The 24,378-nt window shown below is 63.9% G+C and carries 24 protein-coding genes; 21 read left to right on the plus strand and 3 right to left on the minus strand.

Features of this window, described 5'->3' with window-relative positions:
• Positions 1-260 precede the first annotated feature (260 nt).
• Entirely contained in the window at positions 261-485 is a 225-nt protein-coding gene (locus AC2FM3_RS02560) for a DUF1127 domain-containing protein (RefSeq protein ID WP_496678817.1), read from the minus strand.
• Between the two features lie 159 nt (positions 486-644).
• Here AC2FM3_RS02560 and AC2FM3_RS02565 point away from each other — a divergent pair, with 159 nt between their 5' ends.
• The 10 genes from AC2FM3_RS02565 (at position 645) to AC2FM3_RS02610 (ending at position 11,092) form a co-directional block, all read left to right on the plus strand.
• On the plus strand, positions 645-1,010 hold the full coding sequence (locus tag AC2FM3_RS02565; protein WP_496678819.1) for a hypothetical protein: 366 nt from the start codon (positions 645-647) through the stop codon (positions 1,008-1,010).
• Positions 1,011-1,434: 424 nt separating this feature from the next.
• Positions 1,435-1,902, plus strand: coding sequence for a division/cell wall cluster transcriptional repressor MraZ (mraZ, locus tag AC2FM3_RS02570; protein ID WP_496678821.1), 468 nt, complete (start codon positions 1,435-1,437; stop codon positions 1,900-1,902).
• A gap of 4 nt (positions 1,903-1,906) precedes the next feature.
• Complete coding sequence (gene rsmH / locus AC2FM3_RS02575) at positions 1,907-2,902, plus strand: 16S rRNA (cytosine(1402)-N(4))-methyltransferase RsmH (protein WP_496678950.1); 996 nt, start codon at positions 1,907-1,909, stop codon at positions 2,900-2,902.
• Entirely contained in the window at positions 2,899-3,267 is a 369-nt protein-coding gene (gene ftsL, locus AC2FM3_RS02580; protein WP_496678822.1) for a cell division protein FtsL, read from the plus strand. The genes rsmH and ftsL overlap by 4 nt, the downstream gene beginning before the upstream one ends.
• On the plus strand, positions 3,264-5,051 hold the full coding sequence (locus AC2FM3_RS02585; RefSeq protein WP_496678824.1) for a peptidoglycan D,D-transpeptidase FtsI family protein: 1,788 nt from the start codon (positions 3,264-3,266) through the stop codon (positions 5,049-5,051). The genes ftsL and AC2FM3_RS02585 overlap by 4 nt, the downstream gene beginning before the upstream one ends.
• Before the next feature lie 21 nt (positions 5,052-5,072).
• Positions 5,073-6,554, plus strand: coding sequence for a UDP-N-acetylmuramoyl-L-alanyl-D-glutamate--2,6-diaminopimelate ligase (locus AC2FM3_RS02590; RefSeq protein ID WP_496678826.1), 1,482 nt, complete (start codon positions 5,073-5,075; stop codon positions 6,552-6,554).
• Positions 6,551-7,945 (plus strand): UDP-N-acetylmuramoyl-tripeptide--D-alanyl-D-alanine ligase, encoded by a 1,395-nt coding sequence (locus AC2FM3_RS02595; protein ID WP_496678827.1) that lies wholly within the window; start codon positions 6,551-6,553, stop codon positions 7,943-7,945. Before AC2FM3_RS02590 ends, AC2FM3_RS02595 begins: the two co-directional genes overlap by 4 nt.
• Positions 7,946-7,979: 34 nt before the next feature.
• Positions 7,980-9,062, plus strand: coding sequence for a phospho-N-acetylmuramoyl-pentapeptide-transferase (mraY, locus tag AC2FM3_RS02600; protein WP_496678829.1), 1,083 nt, complete (start codon positions 7,980-7,982; stop codon positions 9,060-9,062).
• A gap of 150 nt (positions 9,063-9,212) precedes the next feature.
• Positions 9,213-10,607, plus strand: coding sequence for a UDP-N-acetylmuramoyl-L-alanine--D-glutamate ligase (gene murD, locus AC2FM3_RS02605; RefSeq protein ID WP_496678830.1), 1,395 nt, complete (start codon positions 9,213-9,215; stop codon positions 10,605-10,607).
• 110 nt (positions 10,608-10,717) lie between these two features.
• Complete coding sequence (locus AC2FM3_RS02610) at positions 10,718-11,092, plus strand: glycine zipper family protein (protein WP_496678832.1); 375 nt, start codon at positions 10,718-10,720, stop codon at positions 11,090-11,092.
• Here AC2FM3_RS02610 and AC2FM3_RS02615 read toward each other — a convergent pair.
• Positions 11,089-12,270, minus strand: coding sequence for a BaiN/RdsA family NAD(P)/FAD-dependent oxidoreductase (locus AC2FM3_RS02615; protein ID WP_496678833.1), 1,182 nt, complete (start codon positions 12,268-12,270; stop codon positions 11,089-11,091). The two genes, AC2FM3_RS02610 and AC2FM3_RS02615, sit on opposite strands and share 4 nt — an antisense overlap.
• Before the next feature lie 129 nt (positions 12,271-12,399).
• Here AC2FM3_RS02615 and ftsW point away from each other — a divergent pair, with 129 nt between their 5' ends.
• From ftsW to ftsA, 9 genes are all read left to right on the plus strand, one after another.
• Positions 12,400-13,563, plus strand: a complete 1,164-nt coding sequence (ftsW, locus tag AC2FM3_RS02620; RefSeq protein WP_496678834.1) for a putative lipid II flippase FtsW — start codon at positions 12,400-12,402, stop codon at positions 13,561-13,563.
• On the plus strand, positions 13,563-14,660 hold the full coding sequence (locus tag AC2FM3_RS02625; RefSeq protein ID WP_496678836.1) for a UDP-N-acetylglucosamine--N-acetylmuramyl-(pentapeptide) pyrophosphoryl-undecaprenol N-acetylglucosamine transferase: 1,098 nt from the start codon (positions 13,563-13,565) through the stop codon (positions 14,658-14,660). The genes ftsW and AC2FM3_RS02625 overlap by 1 nt, the downstream gene beginning before the upstream one ends.
• Positions 14,657-16,066, plus strand: a complete 1,410-nt coding sequence (gene murC / locus AC2FM3_RS02630; protein ID WP_170371540.1) for a UDP-N-acetylmuramate--L-alanine ligase — start codon at positions 14,657-14,659, stop codon at positions 16,064-16,066. Before AC2FM3_RS02625 ends, murC begins: the two co-directional genes overlap by 4 nt.
• 75 nt (positions 16,067-16,141) lie before the next feature.
• Entirely contained in the window at positions 16,142-16,390 is a 249-nt protein-coding gene (locus tag AC2FM3_RS02635; protein ID WP_490359448.1) for a DUF2484 family protein, read from the plus strand.
• The gene (locus AC2FM3_RS02640) at positions 16,387-16,629 is read left to right on the plus strand and encodes a DUF2484 family protein (RefSeq protein WP_170357288.1); all 243 of its coding nucleotides are present in this window, start codon (positions 16,387-16,389) and stop codon (positions 16,627-16,629) included. The genes AC2FM3_RS02635 and AC2FM3_RS02640 overlap by 4 nt, the downstream gene beginning before the upstream one ends.
• A 55-nt stretch (positions 16,630-16,684) precedes the next feature.
• On the plus strand, positions 16,685-17,611 hold the full coding sequence (gene murB, locus AC2FM3_RS02645) for a UDP-N-acetylmuramate dehydrogenase (RefSeq protein WP_496678838.1): 927 nt from the start codon (positions 16,685-16,687) through the stop codon (positions 17,609-17,611).
• A gap of 104 nt (positions 17,612-17,715) precedes the next feature.
• Positions 17,716-18,636: a D-alanine--D-alanine ligase gene (locus AC2FM3_RS02650; protein WP_496678840.1), complete on the plus strand. Its 921-nt coding sequence runs from the start codon at positions 17,716-17,718 to the stop codon at positions 18,634-18,636.
• Positions 18,624-19,631, plus strand: a complete 1,008-nt coding sequence (locus AC2FM3_RS02655; RefSeq protein WP_496678842.1) for a cell division protein FtsQ/DivIB — start codon at positions 18,624-18,626, stop codon at positions 19,629-19,631. The genes AC2FM3_RS02650 and AC2FM3_RS02655 overlap by 13 nt, the downstream gene beginning before the upstream one ends.
• Positions 19,632-19,639: 8 nt before the next feature.
• Complete coding sequence (gene ftsA / locus AC2FM3_RS02660; RefSeq protein ID WP_496678843.1) at positions 19,640-20,974, plus strand: cell division protein FtsA; 1,335 nt, start codon at positions 19,640-19,642, stop codon at positions 20,972-20,974.
• Positions 20,975-20,980: 6 nt separating this feature from the next.
• Here the strand turns inward: ftsA and AC2FM3_RS02665 are convergent, their stop codons facing one another.
• The gene (locus AC2FM3_RS02665) at positions 20,981-21,859 is read right to left on the minus strand and encodes a LysR family transcriptional regulator (protein WP_496678845.1); all 879 of its coding nucleotides are present in this window, start codon (positions 21,857-21,859) and stop codon (positions 20,981-20,983) included.
• 152 nt (positions 21,860-22,011) lie between these two features.
• Between AC2FM3_RS02665 and AC2FM3_RS02670 the strand changes: the two genes are divergently transcribed.
• Positions 22,012-22,275: a DUF4242 domain-containing protein gene (locus AC2FM3_RS02670; RefSeq protein WP_068347630.1), complete on the plus strand. Its 264-nt coding sequence runs from the start codon at positions 22,012-22,014 to the stop codon at positions 22,273-22,275.
• Positions 22,276-22,655: 380 nt separating this feature from the next.
• Positions 22,656-24,263, plus strand: coding sequence for a cell division protein FtsZ (gene ftsZ / locus AC2FM3_RS02675; RefSeq protein WP_496678847.1), 1,608 nt, complete (start codon positions 22,656-22,658; stop codon positions 24,261-24,263).
• Positions 24,264-24,378 lie beyond the last annotated feature (115 nt).

The following is a 24,378-nucleotide window of genomic DNA, read 5'->3' on the forward strand; positions in this document are numbered from 1 at the left end:
AAGGGAGGAGGAGAACCCGATGCATCCGTTCCCGGGTCTTGCCCGGTATCTCGAAGTGCGCGGCGACGTCAGGGAGGAGGAGGACGCCGCCGCGCGCTTTCAACATCAGGGCAGGGAGGAGGAGAGCCCCGATGTATCGGCTTCCGGCAGGTTGGGGCCGGTATAGGGTGCGGCAGCACCAGGGAGGAGGAGAGATGCTGCCGCTTAAATACAGGTCCTATGGGAGGAGAAGTGGACCTGATCTCGTTATTTCGTTGCGCTCAGCGCGCGTACTGTTCCTCGGCGGCCTGCATGGCCAGGCGACGGATCATCGAGCGGTGCAGGCCCAGGTCGGCCAGTTCGCGATCCGACAGCTCGGACAGTTCGTTCAGAGTTTGGCGGTACAGGCGGTACCGTGCGAAACGGGTTTTTGCAGCTTCGATCAGCGACGCGAAGCGGAATGCCGAGGCGCCTTTGACTGCGCTGTTGGTGGATGCGACTGCCATGTTCGTTACCTAATCCGTGTGAGTGACTGCCGCGTGTCCACGGCGTTTTCTTGAAACCGAAAATAAGCGAATGCTGCGGGTGCACAATACCGAGCACTCTCAATGCCGCTATGCAGCAAATGCATAGATTGACGGGAGAATCCTCACTGCAGCCCAAAGATGCCAATAAAATATGGGTTTTTCGCAGATGCCCTGTGTGTGTCACGACGTGGGGCAAAAGCCGCCTTGTCAATTTTGCCAAAAATTTACGCGCGAAAAGTTGAGATTTCAGCGTTCTTGAGATGCCTTGAACTCGGGCAGGCCACATCAATGGGTGTGCATGGGATCAAACGGGAGATGCGGGATTTCGTGGGATCGACCTGGAAAACGGCTTGGTCTGCCGGACTGAGAGGCGCAGTGATTCGGGTCGATCAGGGAGATTTCGCTAAAAAATCCGGTTTTGGTGATGAGCATCTGAAGAAAGTTGGGAATTCATGGGAAAAAGTTCTCAGTGAAGAAATGGTCCATATATTGTGTGCATTGTGAATATGCCTACAAATAGAGGTGCAAATGAGCTGTTTGTAGATTGGTGGAATGAGTGGTATTCCAGTGTGGATTTGGATTCGGAGAAAATTTCTCATTGATTTCCATGAATTCCCATGGCATCCCTTATACATCCGATGAGGACGAGGCACATGGGGCGCCAAACGACCCCGAACCAAATAACAAACAGGTTTCATACAGGCATCTCGCTTTCATCACTCAACAGATCCGGCGCGCGGGCGAGCAGACATCCCCCCAGGTGGCGCGCGCAGCTGGACATCCCGCAAAGCGGGTCAATGCGGCGGGTTGATCAGTGGCAGCAGATCAACCCGCCGTTTTTCATCCGGGGGATACGATTTTTGGTGGGGCGCAAGCGAAAGGGACAGTCGTCTTGGCGCGCAGGTTCAGAGGTGAAAGCCACCACAAGGTGGACGCGAAGGGCAGGGTGTCGATCCCGGCCTCATTTCGCCGCGTGCTCGAGGCCTCGGACCCCAACTGGCAGCCGGGCGGCAATCCCGAACTGGTGATCGTCTATGGCGACCATCGCCGTAAATACCTTGAATGCTATACGATGGAGGCGATCGACGAGGTCGATGCCAAGATCGACGCGCTGCCGCGCGGTTCGATGCAGCGAAAGATGTTGCAGCGCCTGTTCCACGGACAGTCCTTCCCGACCACAGTCGATGAAACCGGACGCCTTGTTCTGCCGGCCAAGCTGCGCAACAAGATCGGGCTTGAGGGCGAGGCGTTCTTCATCGCCGCGGGCGACACGTTCCAGATCTGGAAGCCCGAGACTTACGAGGCCGAGGAACTGGCCGCTACCGAAGAATGGCTGGACGACCTGCCCGAGGATTTCGATCCGATGCAGTTCCTTGATGGCATCGAAGGTGCGTGACGGCATGGCCGGCGCGGATCACACTCCCAGCGACAAGCCCCATATTCCCGTTCTGCTGCGCCCCTTGCTGGACGCGGTCCAGCCGGTTTCGGGCACTTGGCTGGATGGTACCTTTGGTGCGGGCGGATACACGCGAGGGCTGCTTGAGGCCGGCGCCGACAAGGTGATCGGTGTCGATCGGGACCCCTTGGCGTTTGAAATGGCGGCGGATTGGGCAGCGGAATATGGCGACCGGCTGGTGATGCAGCCGGGTGTTTTCTCTCGAATGGATGAATATGCCAGCGACCTTGACGGCGTGGTGCTGGATCTCGGCGTCTCGTCCATGCAGCTGGACCAGGCCGAGCGTGGCTTTTCCTTCATGAAGGACGGCCCGCTGGACATGCGCATGAGTCAGGAGGGCGAAAGCGCAGCCGATCTGGTCAACACCGCCACCGAGGCGCAACTGGCCGACATCCTGTTCCACTATGGCGAAGAGCGCGCCAGCCGTCGCATCGCGCGCGCCATCGTCAAAGCCCGTGCCGAGGCACCCATCACCACCACCCTGCGTCTGGCCGAAATCGTCGAATCCTGTCTGCCGCGCGCCAAACCCGGGCAGTCCCACCCGGCCACGCGGTCATTCCAGGCGCTGCGCATTGCGGTGAATGCCGAATACGAAGAACTGTTTCAGGGCCTGATGGCCGCCGAGCGCGCGTTAAAGCCGGGCGGGCAACTGGCCGTTGTCACCTTCCACTCGGTCGAGGACCGGATGGTCAAACGTTTTTTTCAATCGCGCGCGGGCAAGACCGGCCGTGCCAACCGCTATGCGCCCGAGATCCGGCAGGATCAGCCGCAATTCACGTTGAAGACCCGCAAGGCCATCGGCCCCGATGCGCAGGAGTTGCAGGACAACCCGCGCGCACGCTCGGCCAAGTTGCGGGTTGCTGTTCGTACCGATGCTCCGGCGGGGGAAATTGATGCCCGCGCCATCGGCATGCCCATAATCGGGGGAAAGGCAAGATGAAGAGTATTCTGTTTGCGTTGACTGCCTTGGGCGTTTTCGGGTTGGCCCTGTGGGCCTATCAGGAAAACTACCGCACCCAGCAAGTATTGAAGGAAACCCAGTCCTTGCAGCGCCAGATCGGCGCGGCGCAGGCGCGACTGGCAATATTGCAGGCCGAATGGGCCTATCTGAATCGCCCCGACCGCCTGCGTGAATTGGCCGACTTGAATTTCGAACGTCTGGGCCTGCTGCCGCTGCGCGCCGAGCAATTCGGGCGCGCCGACCAGATCGCCTATGCCGAGGATCCCGACCTGCCCATCGCCGACCCGGTCGAATTGCAGGCGATCACCGACACTCAGGCCCTGGGCGAGGTGCAAATCCCATGACGCGCACACCCCTCCGTCCGCTTGCCCGCATCCTAGAGGCCCGCGCCCGCGGTGAAAACCCCAAGGTGATCGAGCGCGAGAACATCCGCCGCCGCCATGAAGAGATGAAAGACCGCGCCCGCGCCCGCGCCGAGGGGCGGTTGTTGGTTCTGGGCGTGTTCTTCTTTTTGGCCTTCGGTGTCGTGGGGTTCCGCATGGGCGTTTTGGCCACGTCCGAGGCGCAGGAACCCGTCGCCAGCGCCCCCGGCGCCTCGATCGCCATGCAGCGGGCCAATATCGTAGACCGGCACGGGCGGATCCTGGCCACCAATCTGGATACCTATTCGGTTTATGCCCAGCCGCCGCTGATGATCGACCCGATCGGCGCCGCGGAAAAGCTGGCCGCGATCTTTCCCGATCTGGACAAGGACCGCCTGATCAAGGACTTCACCGGCAAGCGCAAATTCCTTTGGATCAAGAAACGCATCTCACCGGAACAAAAGCAGGCAGTTCATGACATCGGCGATCCGGGGATCCTGTTCGGCCCGCGCGAGATGCGGCTCTATCCCAACGGCCGGCTGGCCGCGCATATCCTTGGCGGGTCGGGCTTTGGGCGCGAAGGCGTCTCGGCTGCCGAGGTGATCGGTGTGGCCGGGGTGGAAAAACAGTTCGACGACTATCTGCGCGACCCGGCCAACGGCAACAAACCGCTACAGCTGTCACTGGACCTGACCGTTCAGGCGGCGGTGGAACAAGTTCTGGACGGCGGCATGAAGATCATGAACGCCAAGGGCGCTTCGGCCGTGCTGATGAACGCCCATACCGGCGAAGTGATCGCTGCTGCGTCGCTGCCATCGTTCGACCCGAACGACCGTCCGCGCCCGCCGACCTCGGGGTTCGATCCTTCGGACAGCCCGCTGTTCAACCGCTATGTGCAGGGTGTTTACGAGCTGGGCTCGGTTTTCAAGATCTTCACTGCCGCGCAAGCGGTCGATCTGGGTCTGGTCAATGCCGACACGATCATCGACACCTCCGGTCCGATGAAAATCGGGCGTTTCCCGATCGGCGAATTCAACGGCAAGAATTACGGCAAGATCAGCGTCGCCGATGTGATCGTGCACAGCTCGAACCGCGGCACGGGGCGGTTGGCGCTGCAGATCGGTGCCGAGCGCCAGCAACAGTTCCTGGACGCGCTGGGCATGTTCGACCCCACGCCGTTCGAGATCGTCGAGGCCAAGGGCGGTGTACCGCTCAAGCCCAAGAAATGGGGTGAACTGAGCACCGTCACCATTTCCTACGGCCACGGCCTGTCGACCAGCGCGATGCATCTGGCGGCGGGCTATGCCGCAATCGCCAATGGCGGGCATTATGTCAGCCCCACGATCCTGCGCCGCAATGGGCCGCAATACGGGCCGCGCGTGATGTCGGAAAATGCCGCACAGCAATCGCTGATGATGCTGCGCAGGGTGGTAACGGACGGAACCGCCAGCTTTGGTGACGTGCCGGGTTATGCCGTGGCCGGGAAAACCGGAACCGCCGACAAGCCCAAGCCGCGCGGCGGTTACTATGATGACAAGGTGATCGCTACCTTCGCCTCGGTCTTTCCGGCCTATGACCCGAAATATGTACTGATCGTTGCGCTGGATGAACCGTCGATCCTGGCCTACGGCGAAAAGCGCCGCACGGCAGGCTGGACGGCGGTGCCCGTGGCGGCCGAGCTGATCGGCCGCATCGCGCCGCTGCTGGGCTTGCGTCCGCGGCTTGAGCCTGAGGATCGCGCTGCTATAACGCTGACCTCGAACTAGGCAGTCCGACAGAGGTGGGTCATGGGCGCAAGGTCAAAGAAACTCAGCCAGCTGGCCCTGACCGCGCGCGGCGGTGCCGACCCGGAGATTACAGGGCTGGCCGTGGACAGCCGTCAGGTCAAGGACGGCTTTCTGTTCGCGGCGCTGCCGGGGACGCGCGTGCATGGGGGCGAATTCATCCAATATGCCCTGCGTATGGGGGCTGCCGCCATCCTGACCGATGCCGAGGGCGCGCGGATCGCCGCTGATGAACTGGCCGGCTCGGACGCCGCCCTGGTGGTGGTGCAGGACCCGCGCCAGACGCTGGCCTACAGCGCCGCATTGTGGTTCGGAGCGCAGCCGCGCACCATGGTGGCGGTCACCGGCACCAACGGCAAGACCTCGATTTCGACCTTCGTGCGCCAGATCTGGACCGAGCTGGGCCACATGGCCGTCAATCTCGGCACTACAGGAGTCGAAGGCGCCTGGACGGCACCGCTGGCCCATACCACGCCCGAACCCATCACCCTGCATCGCTGTCTGGCCGAGGCCGCGGTGGCGGGCGTGACCCACGCCGCGATGGAGGCCTCGTCGCATGGGCTGGACCAGCGCCGGCTGGACGGCGTGCATTTGACGGCGGCGGGGTTTTCGAATTTCACCCAGGATCACCTGGACTATCACGCGACGTTCGAGGCGTATTTCGCCGCCAAGGCCGGCCTGTTCGACCGGGTTCTGCCGCAGGACGGAACGGCGGTCATCAACATGGATGACCCGAAAGGGGGCGCGATCCGTGATATTGCGGGATCACGCGGTCAGACAGTTCTGACCGTGGGCAGCGGGGATGTCGACCTTTGCCTTTTGAATCAACGGTTTGATTCCACCGGGCAGGATTTGCGCTTTGCCTGGCGCGGCAAGACCTTCCAGACCCGGCTGAACCTGATCGGTGGGTTTCAGGCCGAAAACGTTCTGCTGGCCTGCGGGCTGGTCATCGCCAGCGGAGACGAGGCTGAACATGTCTTCGACACCCTGCCGCATCTGACTACGGTGCGGGGGCGGATGCAGTTGGCCGCGACCCGCAGCAACGGCGCGGCGGTGTTCGTCGATTACGCACACACGCCCGACGCTGTGATCACCGCCTTGCAGGCGCTGCGCCCGCATGTGATGGGCCGGTTGATCGCCATCGTCGGCGCGGGCGGCGACCGGGATGCGACCAAGCGCCCGCTGATGGGCCGCGCCGCGGCCGAGAACGCCGATATCGTCTTTGTCACCGACGACAACCCGCGCTCGGAAGACCCCGCCGCCATCCGCGCCGCGGTGATGGCCGGGGCCCCCGACGCGACCGAGGTTGCCGACCGGGCCGAAGCCATCCTGCGCGGCATAGATGCATTGCAACCGGGCGATGCGCTGCTGATCGCGGGCAAGGGGCACGAGACCGGGCAGATCGTGGGTGACCAGGTTCTGCCGTTCGATGACGTGGAACAGGCCAGCATCGCCGTGGCCGCACTGGACGGGAGGGTCGCATGACACTCTGGACCGCATCCGAGGCCGCCGCCGCGACGGGCGGACGGGCCACGACCGATTGGCAGGCGCGCGGCGTGTCCATCGATACGCGCACGCTGCAACCGGGCGACCTGTTCGTGGCGTTGAAAGCTGCGCGCGACGGGCATGATTTCGTGGCGCAGGCGCTGGAAAAGGGGGCCGCCGCCGCGCTGGTCTCGCGGGTGCCCGATGGTGTGGCCCACGATGCGCCACTGTTGATCGTCAATGACGTACAGACCGCGCTCGAGGCGCTGGGCCGCGCCGCCCGTGACCGGTGCAAGGCCCGCGTGGTCGGGGTGACGGGCAGTGTCGGCAAGACCTCGACCAAGGAGATGCTGGCGACCATCCTGTCGGATCAGGGCCGCACCCATGCCAGCGTCGCTAGCTACAACAACCATTGGGGTGTACCGCTGACTCTGGCCCGGATGCCGCGCGACACCGAATATGCGGTGATCGAGATCGGCATGAACCACCCCGGCGAAATTGCACCCCTCGCGCGGCAGGCCCGCCCGCATGTGGCGCTGGTCACCACGGTCGCCGCGGTTCACCTCGAGGCGTTCGAGTCGGTTGCCGGCATAGCCCATGAAAAGGCCGCCATCTTCGAAGGATTGGAGGCCGGCGGCGCCGCAATCGTAAACGCCGACCTGGATCATACCGACATCCTGCGCACCTGCGCCGCCCGACATGGCGCTGTGATCGTGGATTTCGGCCGCACCGCGTCGGATTACCGTTTGATTGACGTGACCCAGTCGCCCACAGACATCCACGTGACCGCCGAGGCCTTCGGCCGACCTATTTCCTTCGACGTGCAATCGGCGGGGACGCATTTTGCCATGAACGGCCTGGGCGCGCTTGCCGCCTGTGTCGGGCTAGGTGTCGATCTGGACGCGGCCATTGCCGGCCTGGCCAAATGGGCGCCGGTTACAGGGCGGGGCGTGCGCGAGATGGTGACATTGCCGGATGGCGGGCAGATCGAACTGCTGGATGACAGTTACAATGCCAATCCGACCTCGATGGCGGCGGCGCTGGATGTACTGGCGGCGGCGCAGGGTGCAAGGCGCATCGCCTTTCTGGGCGACATGAAGGAGCTGGGATCACAAGAGCGCGCCATGCACGCAGCGCTGGCGGATGTGCCTGCCATGGTACGGATCGACAAGGTGCATTGCATCGGGCCGCTGATGCAGGCGCTGCACGAGGCCTTGCCCGAGGGCAAGCGTGGCCTGTGGTTTGAAACCAGCGCCGAAATGGCCCGGCATCTACCGGGTCTGGTTCAGGCGGGCGATGCGGTTCTGGCGAAGGGCTCGCTCAGCATGGCGCTGGCACGGATTGTTGACGGGCTGCGGAAAATGGGGCAAGTGGGCGCGCTTGACGCATGACCACCCATGACCGCCGTGTGAGAAAGGCTTTTGGATGCTGTATTGGTTGACCGCCCTGTCGGATGGAGGGGATTTTTTCAACCTCTTCCGCTATATCACGTTCCGCGCAGGCGGCGCCTTTCTGACGGCACTGATCTTTGGCTTTCTGTTCGGCAAGCCGTTGATCAACGTCCTGCGCCGGAAACAGGGCAAGGGCCAGCCGATCCGCGATGATGGCCCCGAAGGGCATTTCTCCAAGGCCGGCACACCCACGATGGGCGGGCTGCTGATCGTGGGGGCACTGGTGACGTCGACCCTGTTGTGGGCGCGTTGGGACAACCCCTATGTCTGGATGGTTCTGTTCGTCACGCTGGCCTATGCGGCCATCGGATTCGCGGACGACTATGCCAAGGTGTCCAAGCAGAATACCAAGGGCGTTTCCGGCAGGATGCGCCTTGCTTTGGGCATCATCATCGCCGCGCTGGCCGCGCTGTGGGCGACTCTGCACCACCCGGAGATGCTGCAGAACCAGTTGGCCGTGCCGATCTTCAAGGACACGCTGATCAATCTGGGTATCTTCTACATTCCGTTCTCGATCGTGGTGATCGTGGGGGCGGCGAATGCCGTTAACCTGACCGACGGGCTGGACGGGCTGGCCATCATGCCCGCGATGATCGCGGCCTCGACTTTGGGTGTGATCGCCTATGCGGTCGGACGCGTCGACTTTACCGAATATCTGGACGTGCATTATGTCCCCGGCACGGGCGAGATCCTGATTTTCACCGCCGCGCTGTTTGGCGGCGGGCTTGGGTTTCTGTGGTACAACGCGCCGCCCGCCGCGGTGTTCATGGGGGATACCGGATCGCTGGCCTTGGGCGGCGCATTGGGCGCCATCGCGGTCGCCACCAAGCACGAGCTGGTTCTGGCCATTGTCGGCGGCCTGTTCGTGGTCGAGGCGCTGAGCGTGATCATCCAGGTGCTGTATTACAAACGCACCGGGCGGCGGGTGTTCCTGATGGCGCCGATCCATCACCACTATGAGAAAAAAGGCTGGGCCGAACCGACCATCGTGATCCGATTCTGGATCATCTCGCTGATCCTGGCGATGATCGGTCTGGCGACGCTGAAAGTACGGTAAGGCTCCCGCCGGGCGCAGCAGGCCTGCGGCCCGCCTGTACCCGTTGGGCCCGGCTCGCGCCAAGGGCGCGAGCCTGACGCCGCCCTTGCCAAGGGTCAATTCTTCGGTACAGGGTGGCGGCGCATTGGCAGATGGAAGAAGGTGCGCGGCATGATCCCGGTCAAAGGGTTTTCAGGACATAAGGTTGCGGTTCTGGGGCTGGGGCGGTCGGGCCTGGCCACGGCGCGCGCATTGCGGGCGGGCGGAGCCGAGCCAGTGTGCTGGGATGACAACCCTGCCGCGCGCGAAAAGGCCGAGACCGAGGGGTTCATGTGTCAGGACCTGCGACGGCAGGGCGCCTTTGACGCGATCGCCACCTTGATCGTTTCGCCCGGCATTCCCCATCTTTATCCCGAACCGAACCCGGTTGTTGCCGCCGCACTGCAGGCTGGCGTACCGGTCGACAATGACATTGGTCTGTTCTTCCGCTCGTTGGGCGGTGCCGAATGGGACAAGTTCGATGTGCCGCCGCGTGTGGTCGCCGTCACCGGTTCGAACGGGAAATCGACCACGGCCGCGCTGATCCACCACATCCTGACCCAGTCGGGGCGCGAGGCGCAGCTGGCGGGCAATATCGGGCGCGGGGTGCTGGATATCGAGCCCGGCGGCGATGGATCGGTGGTGGTGCTGGAACTTTCCAGCTATCAGACCGAACTGGCGCGTGCGCTGACGCCCGACGTGGCGGTGTTCACCAATCTCTCGCCCGACCATCTAGACCGGCACGGGGGCATGGGCGGCTATTTCGCCGCCAAACGCCGCCTGTTCTCCGAAGGTGGCCCTGACCGTGCCGTGATCGGCGTGGACGAGATCGAAGGCGCGTTTTTGGCAGGGCAACTGGCCGAAGGGCCCGGCGACGACCGGGTGATCCGCGTCTCGGTGGCGCGCAAATTGGCCGGCCCGGGCTGGCAGGTCTTTGCCCGCAAGGGATTCCTGTCGGAATATCGCAAAGGGCGGCAGGCCGCTTCGATCGACCTGCGCGGCATCAAGGGCCTGCCAGGCACCCACAACCATCAAAATGCGTGTTCGGCCTATGCTGCCTGCCGCGCGCTGGGGCTGGCGCCCAAGATGATCGAGGACGCGATGCACAGCTATCCGGGTCTGCCGCACCGCAGCCAGATCATCGCTGAGGCGAATGGCGTGACCTTCGTAAACGATTCCAAGGCCACCAATGTCGACAGCGCGGTCAAGGCGCTGGGCGCGTTCAAGAAGATCCGCTGGATCTGCGGCGGGCTTGAGAAAGAGGGCGGCATTGCCGCGCTGAACGACGCGACCGACGAGGTTCTGTGCGCCTATGTGATCGGGCGGGAGGCGGCCGCGTTCGCCATGCAGTTGTCGGTCGAAACCCGCGTCTGCACCACCATGGCCGAGGCGGTGGAGCAGGCCATGTGCGACGCCGCGCCGGGTGAAACCGTACTGCTAGCCCCCGCGGCGGCCAGTTTCGACCAGTACGACAATTTTGAACAGCGCGGCGATGATTTCGTGGCGCAGGTGAAACAGCGGTTGTGATCCCGACATTTGCAATGAACCGCCGATTGCGCCAAGGTGAACCGCCATCGGCTTGACGCGCCTCAAAAATCCAGATTTGCGTCAGGCGAAACAGACACGAGGTCAAAACGATGCCGAACCGTAAGCTTTCCCTTATCCTGCCCGCGCTTCTGACTGTGGCGGCCTGCGCCGATGTCGGCGCGAACTACCAGCCTATCGTCGATGGTCCGGTCAGCCCCAACTACAACGCTGACCTGGCCCAGTGTCAGGCCCTTGCGCGCCAGCAGGGCACCGTCGACGCCAATACCGCGCGCAGTGCCGCGGTCGGTGCGGCCGGGGTGGCCGGCACCAAGGCCATCATCGACGACAGCGCCAGCGATCTGGGCCGTGCGGCCGTGGCCGGTGCATTGGTGGGCGCGGGCGCCAGCGCCATTTCGAACACGCAAAAGCAGGAAGTCATCGTGCGCAACTGTATGCGCGGCCGCGGCTACAACGTCGTAGGCTAAACGCGAGCGGCGATTGCTTTTCCGGCGGCGTGGCCCGAGGACCACGCCCACTGAAAATTGTATCCGCCTAGCCATCCGGTGACATCCACCGCTTCGCCAATCGCAAAGAGGCCGGGGACATCCCTGGCCTCCATCGTTTTGGACGACAGGCCATCCGTGTCGATGCCGCCCAAGGTGACCTCGGCGGTGCGGTACCCCTCGGTGCCCGAGGGGGTCAGCACCAAGTCGGACAGCGCATCGGTCAGTGCCTGCAGTGCCGCATCCGATTGATCGGCCAGGTTGCCTGGCATCGGGATGTGGGTGCTCAGATACTCGACCAGGCGGGCGGGCAGGTGACGTGCCAGTTCGGTGGTCAGTGCCTTGCGGCCCGCGCTTTGCCGCCGCGCGCGGAGCAGGTCCAACAGGGACAACTCGGGGATCAGGTTGACCCGGATCGCCTCGCCCTCGCGCCAGTACGAGGAGAGTTGCAGCACCGCTGGCCCGCTCAGGCCGCGATGGGTGAACAGCAGCGCCTCTTCGAAACTTGCGCGCGTATTCGACAGTCGCGCGGGGACGGAAACTCCGGACAGGTCCTTGAACCGCCCATCCGGAAAGGTGAACGGCACCAAGGCCGCGCGGGTTTCTGTCACGCGCAGGCCGAACTGTGCAGCAATGTCATAGGCCAGCCCAGTCGCACCCATCTTGGGGATGGATTTGCCCCCTGTGGCCACCACCAGGTTGGCACAGCTCAGGTCGTGCCGCGCGCCCTCGCGCTCGACCGATAGGGAAAATCCGGTTTCAGTCTTTCGCAGATCGCGCAGCGACGTATGCAACCACAGCTCGGCGCCCGCGCGGTCCATCTCGGCCAGCAGCATGGCGATGATCTGCTTCGATGAGCCGTCGCAGAACAGCTGCCCCAGCGTCTTTTCATGCCAGGCGATGCCGTGGCGGCCTACGAGGTCGATGAAGTCCCACTGGGTGTATCGTGCCAGGGCCGATTTGCAGAAATGCGGGTTCTGCGACAGAAAGTTCTGCGGCCCGGCGTGGAGGTTGGTAAAGTTGCACCGCCCACCGCCCGAGATGCGGATCTTTTCCCCCGGCGCCTTGGCGTGGTCGATCACCAGAACACGACCGCCGCAATGGGCGGCGCACATCATGCCGGCGGCTCCGGCGCCCAGTATGATCGTGTCAAATCGCATCCCCCGCCCTTGGCGCGGATTGACGCCAATGACAAGAGGAAGAGGCTGGCCTGAGGTGCATTTTCCCTGTAGACTCTTGAACAGATCCCGAAAACGGGACGGTAACGAGGCAGATAGTGGCGGTATCTCATGACTGAGATGGTGTATGGCGCGGTCCAGGACCAGCGCGGTGAACCGATCCTTCCGAAATGGTGGCGGACGATTGACCGCTGGACGATGTCCTGCGTGCTGATCCTGTTTGCGATCGGGCTTTTGCTGGGGCTGGCCTCATCGCCGCCGCTGGCGCAGCGCAACGGGTTCGATCCGTTCCACTATGTCGAGCGGCAGGCGTTGTTTGGATCGCTGGCGCTAATCGCAATGCTGCTGACCTCGATGATGTCGCCCACGTTGGTGCGACGGCTGGCGGTTCTGGGCTTTCTGACGGCCTTCGTGGCGCTGGCCTTTCTGCCGATCTTCGGGACCGATTTCGGCAAGGGGGCGGTGCGCTGGTATTCGCTGGGCTTCGCCTCGGTCCAACCGTCCGAGTTTCTGAAGCCCGGCTTCATCGTCGTGGCCGCCTGGCTGCTGGCCGCGGCGCAAGAAATCAACGGTCCGCCGGGGCGGCTGTGGTCCTTCGCGCTGTGCCTTTCGATCGTGGGCATGCTGGTGATGCAGCCTGATTTCGGTCAGGCCTGTCTAATCCTGTTCGGCTGGGGCGTGATGTATTTTGTGGCCGGCGCGCCGATGTTTCTGCTGTTGGGTATGGCGGGGGCGGTCGTCTTGGGTGGCATGTTCGCCTACGCCAATTCCGAACATTTCGCCCGGCGCATCGATGGTTTCCTGAACCAGGAAGTCGATCCCACCACCCAGTTGGGTTATGCCACCAACGCCATCCGAGAGGGCGGCCTGTTCGGCGTTGGCGTGGGAGAGGGGCAGGTAAAATGGTCGCTGCCCGATGCGCATACCGATTTCATCATCGCCGTGGCGGCCGAGGAATACGGCCTGATCCTGGTGCTGATCATCATCGCGCTTTATGCGCTGATCGTCGTGCGCTCGCTGCTGCGGTTGATGCGCGAACGTGACATGTTCATCCGTCTGGCGGGCACCGGTCTGGCCTGCATGTTCGGTGTGCAGGCGATGATCAACATGGGCGTCGCCGTGCGCCTGCTGCCGGCCAAGGGCATGACACTGCCCTTCGTCAGCTATGGCGGCTCGTCGCTGATCGCGGGCGGCATCGCGCTGGGCATGCTTCTGGCCTTCACCCGCACCCGCCCACAGGGCGAACTGGGCGACATTCTGCGCGGACGGAGCTGATGACGAACCCTTATTTGCTGATCGCGGCTGGCGGAACCGGGGGCCACATGTTCCCCGCTCAGGCGCTTGCTGAGGCCATGGTGAACAAGGGTTGGCGCGTGCGCCTGTCCACCGACGCGCGCGGCGCGCGCTATACGGGCGGTTTCCCGCATTCTACCGAGATTGTCGAGGTGTCCTCGGCCACATTCGCCCGCGGCGGGCTGGCGGCCAAAGCGCTGGCCGGTCCCCGGATCGCGGCCGGAGTTGCCGGGATGACGGCCCAGTTGCTGCGCAACAGGCCGGACGTGGTGGTGGGGTTCGGCGGCTACCCGTCGATCCCGGCGCTGAGCGCGGCGGTGATGCTGCGTCTGCCCCGCATGATCCACGAACAAAACGGCGTTCTGGGGCGTGTGAACCAGCTGTTCGCCACCCGCGTTGCGCATGTGGCTTGCGGCGTCTGGCCCACCGACCTGCCCGAGGGCGCCCACGGTATCCACACCGGCAACCCCGTCCGGGCCGCCGTGCTGGAGCGCGCCGCCGCGCCTTACATCCCGCCCGGAGATTACCCGATGTCGGTGCTCGTGATGGGCGGCAGCCAGGGCGCCCGCATCCTCAGCGACGTGGTGCCCGGCGCCATCGCGGCACTGCCCGAGAGCCTGCGCCGGTACATCCGCGTTTCGCACCAAGCGCGCGAGGAGGATGCCGAGCGGGTCACCGCTTTCTACGCCGAACACGGGATTCTGGCCGAGGTCCAACCCTTCTTCCACGACGTCCCCCGCCGCATGTCCGAGGCGCAACTGGTGATCAGCCGCTCGGGTGCGTCGAGCGTGGCTGACATCTCGGTGATCGGGCGGCCCTCGGTCCTGATCCCCTTTGCTGCAGCAGCAGGCGATCACCAGACCGCCAATGCGCGCGGGCTGGTACAGGCGGGCGCGGCGATCATGATCCCCGAAAAGGCCCTTGACGTTCCCGCCCTGACCGAGCAAATCGCACTGGTTCTGACCAACCCCGAAGCCGCACAGAAAATGGCCCATGCCGCCCTGTCTGTCGGGGCGCCCGACGCGACCGAGCGTCTGGTGGCCCTTGTCGAACAGCTGGCGCAGAAGGAGACCCCATGAATCCAGCAACCAAACTGCCGCAGGATGTCGGACCGATCCATTTCGTGGGCATCGGCGGCATCGGGATGTCGGGCATTGCCGAAGTGCTGCTGAACCTTGGGTATCAGGTGCAGGGATCCGACCTTAAAGCCTCGAAGATCACCGACCGTCTGGCGTCGCTGGGGGCTGAGATTTTTGTGGGTCAGCGGGCTGAAAACCTCGACAATGCCGCGGTGGTTGTCGTTTCGACGGCGATCAAGCCGGGCAACCCAGAACTGGACGGCGCCCGTGCATTGGGCCTGCCGGTGGTGCGCCGTGCCGACATGCTGGCCGAGCTGATGCGGCTGAAATCCAACATTGCCATCGCCGGTACCCACGGCAAGACCACGACCACCACCATGATGGCCGAGCTGATGGTGGCGGGCGATTTCGACCCAACCGTCATCAACGGCGGCGTAATCCATGCTTACGGCTCGAACGCGCGGATGGGGCAGGGCGAATGGATGGTGGTCGAGGCCGACGAATCCGACGGCTCGTTCAACCGGCTGCCCGCGACCATCGCCATCGTGACCAATATCGACCCCGAGCACATGGAGCATTGGGGCGACTTCGACCGGCTGCGCGCGGGCTTTCACGATTTCGTCTCGAACATCCCGTTCTACGGTCTGGCGGTATGCTGCACCGACCATGCCGAGGTTCAGGCGCTGGTGGGCCGCATCACCGACCGCCGCGTGCGCACTTATGGGTTCAACGCCCAGGCCGACGTGCGTGCGGTCAACCTGACCTACAAGGGCGGCATTGCGCATTTCGACATCCACCTGCAATACGAGGACACGGTGATCGAGGGCTGCACCCTGCCGATGCCGGGCGATCACAACGTCTCGAACGCGCTGTCGGCCGTGGCCGTGGCACGTCATCTGGGCATGAAAACCGCTGAAATCCGCGATGCGCTGGCCAATTTCGGCGGCGTCAACCGCCGCTTTACCAAGGTGGGCGAGGTGAACGGCGTCACCATCATCGACGATTACGGCCACCACCCGGTGGAAATCGCGGCGGTGCTCAAGGCCGCGCGTCAGGCGACCGAAGGCCGTGTGATCGCCGTGCATCAGCCGCACCGCTATTCGCGTCTGTCTAACCTGTTCGACGATTTCTGCGCCTGTTTCAACGACGCCGATGTCGTGGCCATTGCCGAGGTCTTCTCTGCCGGTGAGGATCCGATCGAAGGCGCCAGCCGCGATGATCTGGTGCAGGGCCTGATCCGTCACGGCCACCGCCACGCGCGCGCGCTGCTGGACGAAGGCGACCTGGAGCGTCTGGTTCGCGAACAGGCCCGGCCCGGCGACATGGTCGTCTGCCTGGGCGCGGGCACCATCAGTGCCTGGGCCAATGCGCTGCCTGACCGGCTGAAGGTAAAACAAGCCGTTTGACGTTAGCAGGCATTTGGGTGCACAACTTGCGGATGTGTTCCTGCCCTGGCATGTGACTCATTTGCGGAGAGAGCCATGGATTATTCCGTTTTCTTTGCCGCCCTTTGGGTGATCTGCGCCACTGTCGTGGCGCTGTTGCCGATGCGCCTGCAATTTCCGCCGGGCATCGTACTACTGATCTGCGCACCAGTTCTGATCGTCTGGCTTGGCGTGGCCCATGGCTGGTTGATCGGAGCGCTGGCCTTTGCCGGGTTCGTATCGATGTTCCGCAACCCCATCCGGTATTACTGGCGAAAATGGTCGGGCCGCGAGGTGGGGCAATGAGTTGGTCGATCGCACTGGCCGCCCTGTGGGGCGTCGCCGCCAATGTGCTGGCCATGATCCCCAGCAAGGACAACCACTGGACCCGCGCCTATGCGCTGATCGCGGTGGGCATCCCGATCCTGGGCTATGTCACTTACGAAAACGGCCCGTGGGTCGGCCTGTTCGTTCTGGCCGCCGGCATGTCGGTGCTGCGTTGGCCCGTGATCTACCTTGGGCGATGGCTGCGGCGGCGGATTTGAACCTGCGTCTTGGAACGGGCTTGCCACGCCCCACCGAATCCGCGATCTAGCCTCAATGACCACTTTGCCAACGCCTCAAGGCCGCCTGACGCCGAACCGACCTCTGAACGACCTCACCTGGCTGCGTGTTGGCGGCCCGGCGGATTATCTGTTTCAGCCGGCTGACCTTCAGGATTTGCAGGCTTTCCTGCGCGATCTTCCGTCCGAGGTGCCGGTGTTCCCGATGGGCGTCGGCTCGAATCTGATCGTCCGCGACGGCGGGCTGCGGGCCGTGGTGATCCGACTGGGGCGCGGCTTCAACGGCATCTCGGTCGAAGGCACCACAGTCACCGCAGGGGCGGCCGCACTGGATGCGCATGTCGCGCGCAAGGCGGCGGATGCGGGGGTGGACCTCACCTTTCTGCGCACCATCCCCGGTTCCATCGGTGGGGCCGTGCGGATGAATGCCGGTTGCTACGGCAGCTATACGGCGGATGTTCTGAAATCGGCCACCATCGTCACCCGGCAGGGCGAGTTGGTCGAGCTGACGCCGGCCGACCTGAACTTCCGCTATCGCCAGTCCGACCTGCCCGAGGGTGCGGTGTTGGTGTCGGCCACGTTCCAGGGCCCGGCGGGTGACCCGGCTGACCTGCACGCCCGGATGGAGGCGCAGCTGAAAAAGCGCGACGAGACCCAGCCCACCAAGGACCGCAGCGCCGGGTCGACCTTTCGCAATCCGGCCGGGTTTTCCTCGACCGGGCGGGTCGATGATGTGCACGACCTGAAGGCCTGGAAGGTGATCGACGACGCCGGAATGCGCGGCGCCCGACGCGGGGGCGCACAGATGAGCCCCAAGCACTCGAACTTCCTGATCAACACCGGAAACGCCACCGCCGCCGACCTCGAAGGGCTAGGCGAAGAGGTGCGAAAAAAGGTTTACGAAACAAGCGGGATCACGCTAGAGTGGGAAATCATGCGGGTCGGTGATCCGCTGACAGATTAAAGCCCCGACCGTCAGACCAAAACAGGCAAATTCAGGCGACGGATCAAAGGCATAACGAAATACGGACCACCAGATAAGGTCCGGGGACATTGAGGCGCACGAACGTGGGTAGGTCGAGCAGGACAAACCCCAAAGTGGCGGTATTGATGGGCGGCCCCTCGGCGGAACGCGAGGTGTCTCTCAGCAGCGGGCGCGAATGCGCAGCCGCCCTTGTGGGAGAAGGGATCGAGGTCGTCGAACTGGACGCCGGTCCTGACCTTTGTGCGCGCTTGCAGGACATCAAGCCCGACGTTGTCTTCAACGCCTTGCATGGCCGCTGGGGCGAGGATGGTTGCGTGCAGGGTCTGCTGGAGTGGCTGCGAATTCCCTACACGCATTCAGGCGTGTTGGCTTCGGCGTTGGCCATGGACAAACAGCGCAGCAAAGAGGTATTCCGCGCGACCGGCCTGCCGGTGGCCAACAGCTTGATCGTTCCGAAATCGGACGTGATGGCGGGGCACGTCATGCCCGCGCCATATGTGGTCAAGCCCAACAACGAAGGATCGAGCGTCGGGATCTACCTTGTTTTCGAGGGGTCGAACGACCCGCCGCAGCTGTCGTATGACATGCCCGAACAGGTCATGGTCGAGCAATACGTGGCCGGGCGCGAGCTGACGGTCACCGTGATGGGCGACCGCGCCCTGACCGTGACCGAGATCCTGACCGACGGCTGGTATGACTACGACGCCAAATACAAGCCCGGCGGGTCGCGCCACGTGCTGCCCGCCGATATCCCGCCGCGTATCTTCGAGCTGTGCATGGATTATGCCCTGCGCGCGCATCAGGTTTTGGGGTGCCGGGGCGTCAGTCGCACCGACTACCGCTGGGACGACGCCAAGGGCGAAGACGGCCTGTTCCTACTGGAGACCAACACCCAGCCGGGTATGACCCCCACCTCGCTGGTGCCTGAACAAGCCGCGCATCTGGGCATGACCTTCGGTCAGCTCTGCGCCTGGATGGTCGAGGACGCTTCATGCGATCGTTGACTGCCTCGCGCGCGCCGGACGTCTATCGGCCCAAACCCCTTGCGGGGCCGGATGCAACATTTCAGGCTGGCGGCAATGCAAAGGCCCAGTCTGATCCCAAGCTGCGCCTGCGCGGTGGGCGTCTGTTCCGCCGTCGCACCGGGCGTGCCGATCCCGCCCCTTCGCGCCTCAGCTACCGTCTGCAGCGCTGGATGCTGACTCCAGGCATCCGGCGCGGCCTCAAGATCGGTCTGCCTCTGGGCGCTCTGGCCGCCGCCGTTGGTCTGTTCTTTGCCGACGAGACCCGGCGCGAAGCACTGACTGCGCAAGTCGACGGCGTAATCACCGCTTTCCAGGAACGTCCCGAATTCATGGTCAAGCTGATGGCGATCGACGGCGCGGGTTCCGACCTGTCCGATGACATTCGAGAGGTGGTGCCGCTCGATTTCCCCATCAGTTCGTGGGATCTGGATGTCGAGCAGATCCGCGACACGATCACCGGGCTGGATCCGGTGAAGTCGGCCAGCGTGCGGATCCGGCCGGGCGGTATCCTGCAGGTGGACGTGGTCGAGCGTCAGCCGGTCGTCGTATGGCGCACGCGCGAAGGCCTCGAGCTGCTGGACGAAACCGGCGCGCATGTGGCGTCGATCGCCCGCCGGACGGAGCGGCCCGATCTGCCGCTGATCGCGGGCGAGGGTGCTGACAAGCATGTGGCCGAGGCGCTGGAACTGCTGCGCACCGCGCGCGGCCTGGGCGACCGTGTGCGCGGCCTGCTGCGGGTGGGCGAACGGCGCTGGGATCTGGTTCTGGACCGCAACCAGCGCATCATGCTGCCGACCGAGCGCCCGGTGCGTGCGCTGGAGCGGGTTCTGGCAGTGAACGAGGTTCAGGATCTTCTGGAACGGGACGTGGCCGTGGTCGATATGCGGCTCGGGTCGCGCCCGACCATTCGGATGACCGAAGCCGCCAGCGCAGACTGGTGGAATACAAAAGTGACAACGGGTAACGGGCAGTGAATACGATGATGACCGATCTTTATCAGTCTCAGCGCGCGATGCGCCAGATGCGCCAGCAGGCCATGCAGCGGGGGGTGGTCGCGATCCTCGATGTGGGGACATCCAAGATCGCCTGCCTGGTGCTGCGGTTCGACGGAACCGGTCGGCTGAGCGAGGACAATTCGATCGGCTCGCTGGCCGGGCAGACCGGGTTTCGGGTCATCGGCGCGGCCACCACCCGGTCGCGTGGGGTGCGGTTCGGCGAGATCACGGCCATGCAGGAAACCGAACGCGCCATCCGCACAGCGCTGCAGGCGGCGCAGAAGATGGCCGACATCCGGGTCGATCACGTGATCGCCTGTTTCTCTGGGGCCAATCCACGCTCGTATGGACTGGACGCGCAGGTGGACCTGGACGGGCACGAGGTCACCGAGGCCGAGATCGGTCGCGTTCTGAATGCTTGCGACGTGCCCGACTATGGGGCGGGGCGCGAGGTGCTGCATGCCCAGCCGGTGAATTTCGCGCTCGACAACCGCTCGGGCTTGATCGACCCGCGCGGGCAGATGGGGCAGACGCTGGCCGTGGACATGCACATGCTGACCGTCGATGCGGTCGCCATCCAGAACCTGGTGCGCTGCATCAAGCGGTGCGATCTGGAGTTGGCGGGCATTGCCAACTCGGCTTATGTGTCGGGAATTTCGGCGCTGGTCGAGGACGAGCAGGAACTGGGCGCCGCCTGCATCGACATGGGCGGTGGATCGACCGGCGTGTCGATCTTCATTAAAAAACACATGATCTATGCCGACAGCGTACGCATGGGCGGCGATCACGTGACCAGCGACATTTCGATGGGGCTGGGGGTCTCGACCACCATCGCCGAACGGATCAAGACCTTCAATGGCGGCGTTCATGCCACTGGCGCCGATGACCGCGACATGATCGACATCGGCGCGGACACCGGCGACTGGGAACACGACCGACGCACCGTCAGCCGTGCCGAACTGATCGGCATCATGCGCCCCCGCGTCGAAGAGATTCTGGAAGAGGTCCGCCTGCGGCTGGACGCCGCCGGGTTCGACCACATGCCCAGCCAGCAGATCGTGTTGACCGGAGGAGGCAGCCAGATTCCCGGCCTCGATGGGCTGGCCAGCCGCATTCTGGGCCAGCGGGTCCGCCTGGGGCGGCCTCTGCGGGTGCACGGCCTGCCGCAATCGGCCACGGGGCCCGGCTTTTCCTCGGCGGTCGGATTGGCCCTGTTTGCCGCGCATCCGCAGGACGAATGGTGGGATTTCGAAACCCCGGTCGACAGCTCGGCCGTGCGCCCGTTCCGCCGTGCCGTGCGCTGGTTCAAGGACAACTGGTAAGGATGCTCAGCCCGGCCAGGCAAAGCTTCTGGCCGAGCGCATCATAGCCTCCATCGGGGGCGAGAACTTGCGGCCGGGAACGGTGATCATCGCCACCTCCCGGCTCACCTCGGGCTCAGTCAGCGGGCGCTGGACGAGGCCGGGCAGGGTCACCGAATATTCCGGCATGAAGGCAAAACCGATCCCGGCCAGAACCATCGCCTGCACCCAGTCCTCGCGTTCCGAACGAAACCGGGCATACAGCTCGACCCCCTTCGAATCGCAGACCGACATGACCATTTCGCGCAGTTCGCAGGCCAGCCGGTCGACGTAGTCCTGCCCCGAAAGCTCGGCCAGCGTTATGGCGTTCTTGCGCTGCAGCCGGTGCTCGGGCGGCAGAACCACCACATAGCGCTCGGAATAGAGAGGGTGGACGCGGAACCTGTCGCGGATGTCGTCGCCCGCCGTCATCACCACCGCGTCCAGCTCGTCATCGGCCAGAAGGCTCTCCAACTCCGATACTGGGGCTTCCCTGACCGCCAGTTCCATGCCGGGGTGGTCGTGCTTGAAGGCGGCCAGAAATCGCGCCAGCCGCACATGCCCGATCGTCGGCATCACGCCAAGGCGGATCGGTGTCTTTTCCAGCAGGCGAAAGTTGCGGGCCAGAACCCGCGTGGCCTCGGTCTCTTCGAGGATGTGTTCGAGATGCGGCAGCATAGAACGGCCGAACTCGCTGAGCAGGATGCGCCGCCCCTCGCGGTGAAATACCGGCGCGCCCAGCTCCTCCTCCAGCGCCTTGATGCCCTTGGTCAGCGCCGGTTGCGACACGTCGCATTCCTCGGCCGCCTTGGTGAAATTAAGCGTCCGCGCCGCGGTCAGGACATAGCGGATCTGGGACATCTCCATGGCAACCCTCCCCTCGAAGACCACAGGGCAAGGATACAACACCCGGGCCAAACCGTCAGTTATCGAATGATAACGGTGCGCCCATAGTCCCGTGCGCCGGGTTCTGTTGAAATGCCCTCATTGACAGAAACGGTTTGTGAGAGGAGCACGAAATGCCTGTATTCATGGTGGAAAGAAATCTCAAGGGCATCAGCATGGAGGACCTCGCAGGCGCGCAGAAGGCAGCGATCGGGACGGCCGAGACCATGCGCGCCGGCGGTGACCAGATCCGCTATATCCGCTCGACCTTCTCGCCGGGCGACGGCCGTTGCATGTGCCTGTTCGAAAGCGACACGCCCGCCCAGGTGGCGCGGCTCAACGACACTGCCGGCCTGCCATATACCCAGATCGTCGAGGCGCTGGACCTGACTCCCTGAAAAATCAACGATGTGCGGCGGTTTTCGCCGCGCATTTGACCCGATTGCACGGTGACAGGATCAAGAGGCCGTGTTAGAGATTCACTCAGCACCCGGACAAGAGGTGCAGACCGAAGGCCGAGCAGGCTTTCTGAGAGTTCGGATACGTGACCTCCCCCCGCAACCCGGCGTTGCGGGCCGTTGGCGTGTTGTGTTGCCTCAGCTTCAACCCGCAACATCTGCCAGAGTCGGCGAAATACTGCAAGCGCGGGTCTGTTTTCTTCCATATTTTGTGGCAATTTTGCGTTTTTGGCGTGACGTTTGCCAATTCGGATTGTAGGATTGCAGATGGATAGGCAAGAAAATCCCGCATTGGCGGACATATAACAGGCGGACAGAGCATGACATTAAATCTTTCGATGCCCGGGCAGGATGAACTGAAGCCACGGATCACGGTATTTGGCGTTGGCGGGGCAGGCGGCAATGCCGTCAACAACATGATTGAAAAGCAACTCGACGGCGTGGATTTCGTGGTGGCCAACACGGACGCGCAGGCACTGCAGCAAAGCCGCTCTTCGGCGCGGGTGCAGTTGGGCATCAAGGTGACCGAGGGGTTGGGCGCGGGCGCCCGGGCTTCAGTGGGTGCCGCCGCCGCCGAAGAAAGCATCGAGCAGATTGTCGATCACCTGGCCGGCGCGCATATGTGCTTCATCACCGCCGGTATGGGCGGGGGCACCGGCACCGGCGCCGCTCCGATCATCGCGCAGGCCGCGCGTGAACTGGGCGTGCTGACCGTGGGCGTGGTGACCAAACCCTTCCAGTTCGAGGGCGCCAAGCGCATGCGTCAGGCCGAGGACGGCGTCGAGGCGCTGCAGAAGGTTGTTGACACGCTGATCATAATCCCCAACCAGAACCTGTTCCGTCTGGCCAACGAAAAGACCACGTTCACCGAGGCTTTCTCGATGGCCGATGACGTGCTGTACCAGGGCGTCAAGGGCGTGACCGACCTGATGGTACGTCCGGGCCTGATCAACCTCGACTTCGCCGACGTCCGCGCGGTGATGGACGAAATGGGCAAGGCCATGATGGGTACCGGCGAGGCCGAGGGCGAAGACCGCGCCATCCAGGCCGCCGAAAAGGCCATCGCCAACCCGCTGCTGGACGAAATCAGCCTCAAGGGCGCCAAAGGTGTTCTGATCAACATCACCGGCAGCCATGACCTGACCCTGTTCGAACTGGACGAGGCCGCCAACCGCATCCGCGAGGAAGTGGACCCCGAGGCCAACATCATCGTCGGCTCCACTCTGGACCCCGAGATGGAAGGCAAGATGCGCGTATCGGTCGTGGCCACCGGCATCGACGCCAGCGACAGCGCCGCCGAGGCTCCGGCGCCGCGCCGGTCGATGGCAGCGCCGCTGAGCCGCGCCACCTCGGCCGAGCAGGAAGTCCCTGAAGTCGAGGCCCAGCCGCGCCCGGCCGAAGTTGCCGAGGCGGCCGAGAACATCGCGCCGACCCTGTTCGAGTCGATCGAGGAAGTAGAGTTCAAAGAGAGCTTCTACGACTCGGGCACCGAAACCGCGTCGGATGACGATGATCTTCCGCCGCCGGCCTACCAGCCAAGCGCAGCCGAAACCGGGCCGGTGCCCCAGCCGGTCGAGGCTGCAGCCGATCCGGTGCATTCACATGCGCCGGGCACCCCTTCGCCGCAGGCCATGCAGCGGTTGCAGGCCGCGGTCCAGAAAGTGCCGAGCGAGTCGCAGCGCCTGAACGCGCAGCGTCCGCAGGCGTCGGCACAACCGCCGCGCCCTGCGGCTGAGGAGCGGCCGCGTTTCGGCTTCAACCGCCTGATCGATCGGATGACCGGACATGCCTCGGACACCCCCGCGCAACCTGTCCGTCAGCAGCCCGCATTGCGCCAGACTGACGCCACGGCACCTGCGCAAGACGCGGCCGACCCGGATCAGGAACGGATCGAGATACCGGCCTTCCTGCGGCGTCAGGCCAACTGATCGCGGTAACAAATTCTGTGGAAGGGTCGCCGGTTGGCGACCCTTTATTTTTAGTTTTCAGATATTTACACGCGGATCGGCAGGCTTTTGCCGATCGTTCGCAAAACTGTTTCAT

Source organism: Ruegeria sp. BHSB172 (assembly GCF_059613165.1).

Coding starts and splice junctions, on each gene's coding strand:
- AC2FM3_RS02560 (WP_496678817.1), bottom strand. CDS start 485: ATGGCAGTCGCATCCACCAACAGCGCAGTCAAAGGCGCCTCGGCATTC.
- AC2FM3_RS02565 (WP_496678819.1), top strand. CDS start 645: ATGCCAATAAAATATGGGTTTTTCGCAGATGCCCTGTGTGTGTCACGA.
- rsmH (WP_496678950.1), top strand. CDS start 1,907: ATGGCCGGCGCGGATCACACTCCCAGCGACAAGCCCCATATTCCCGTT.
- ftsL (WP_496678822.1), top strand. CDS start 2,899: ATGAAGAGTATTCTGTTTGCGTTGACTGCCTTGGGCGTTTTCGGGTTG.
- AC2FM3_RS02585 (WP_496678824.1), top strand. CDS start 3,264: ATGACGCGCACACCCCTCCGTCCGCTTGCCCGCATCCTAGAGGCCCGC.
- AC2FM3_RS02590 (WP_496678826.1), top strand. CDS start 5,073: ATGGGCGCAAGGTCAAAGAAACTCAGCCAGCTGGCCCTGACCGCGCGC.
- AC2FM3_RS02595 (WP_496678827.1), top strand. CDS start 6,551: ATGACACTCTGGACCGCATCCGAGGCCGCCGCCGCGACGGGCGGACGG.
- mraY (WP_496678829.1), top strand. CDS start 7,980: ATGCTGTATTGGTTGACCGCCCTGTCGGATGGAGGGGATTTTTTCAAC.
- murD (WP_496678830.1), top strand. CDS start 9,213: ATGATCCCGGTCAAAGGGTTTTCAGGACATAAGGTTGCGGTTCTGGGG.
- AC2FM3_RS02610 (WP_496678832.1), top strand. CDS start 10,718: ATGCCGAACCGTAAGCTTTCCCTTATCCTGCCCGCGCTTCTGACTGTG.
- AC2FM3_RS02615 (WP_496678833.1), bottom strand. CDS start 12,270: ATGCGATTTGACACGATCATACTGGGCGCCGGAGCCGCCGGCATGATG.
- ftsW (WP_496678834.1), top strand. CDS start 12,400: ATGACTGAGATGGTGTATGGCGCGGTCCAGGACCAGCGCGGTGAACCG.
- AC2FM3_RS02625 (WP_496678836.1), top strand. CDS start 13,563: ATGACGAACCCTTATTTGCTGATCGCGGCTGGCGGAACCGGGGGCCAC.
- murC (WP_170371540.1), top strand. CDS start 14,657: ATGAATCCAGCAACCAAACTGCCGCAGGATGTCGGACCGATCCATTTC.
- AC2FM3_RS02635 (WP_490359448.1), top strand. CDS start 16,142: ATGGATTATTCCGTTTTCTTTGCCGCCCTTTGGGTGATCTGCGCCACT.
- AC2FM3_RS02640 (WP_170357288.1), top strand. CDS start 16,387: ATGAGTTGGTCGATCGCACTGGCCGCCCTGTGGGGCGTCGCCGCCAAT.
- murB (WP_496678838.1), top strand. CDS start 16,685: ATGACCACTTTGCCAACGCCTCAAGGCCGCCTGACGCCGAACCGACCT.
- AC2FM3_RS02655 (WP_496678842.1), top strand. CDS start 18,624: ATGCGATCGTTGACTGCCTCGCGCGCGCCGGACGTCTATCGGCCCAAA.
- ftsA (WP_496678843.1), top strand. CDS start 19,640: ATGACCGATCTTTATCAGTCTCAGCGCGCGATGCGCCAGATGCGCCAG.
- AC2FM3_RS02665 (WP_496678845.1), bottom strand. CDS start 21,859: ATGGAGATGTCCCAGATCCGCTATGTCCTGACCGCGGCGCGGACGCTT.
- AC2FM3_RS02670 (WP_068347630.1), top strand. CDS start 22,012: ATGCCTGTATTCATGGTGGAAAGAAATCTCAAGGGCATCAGCATGGAG.
- ftsZ (WP_496678847.1), top strand. CDS start 22,656: ATGACATTAAATCTTTCGATGCCCGGGCAGGATGAACTGAAGCCACGG.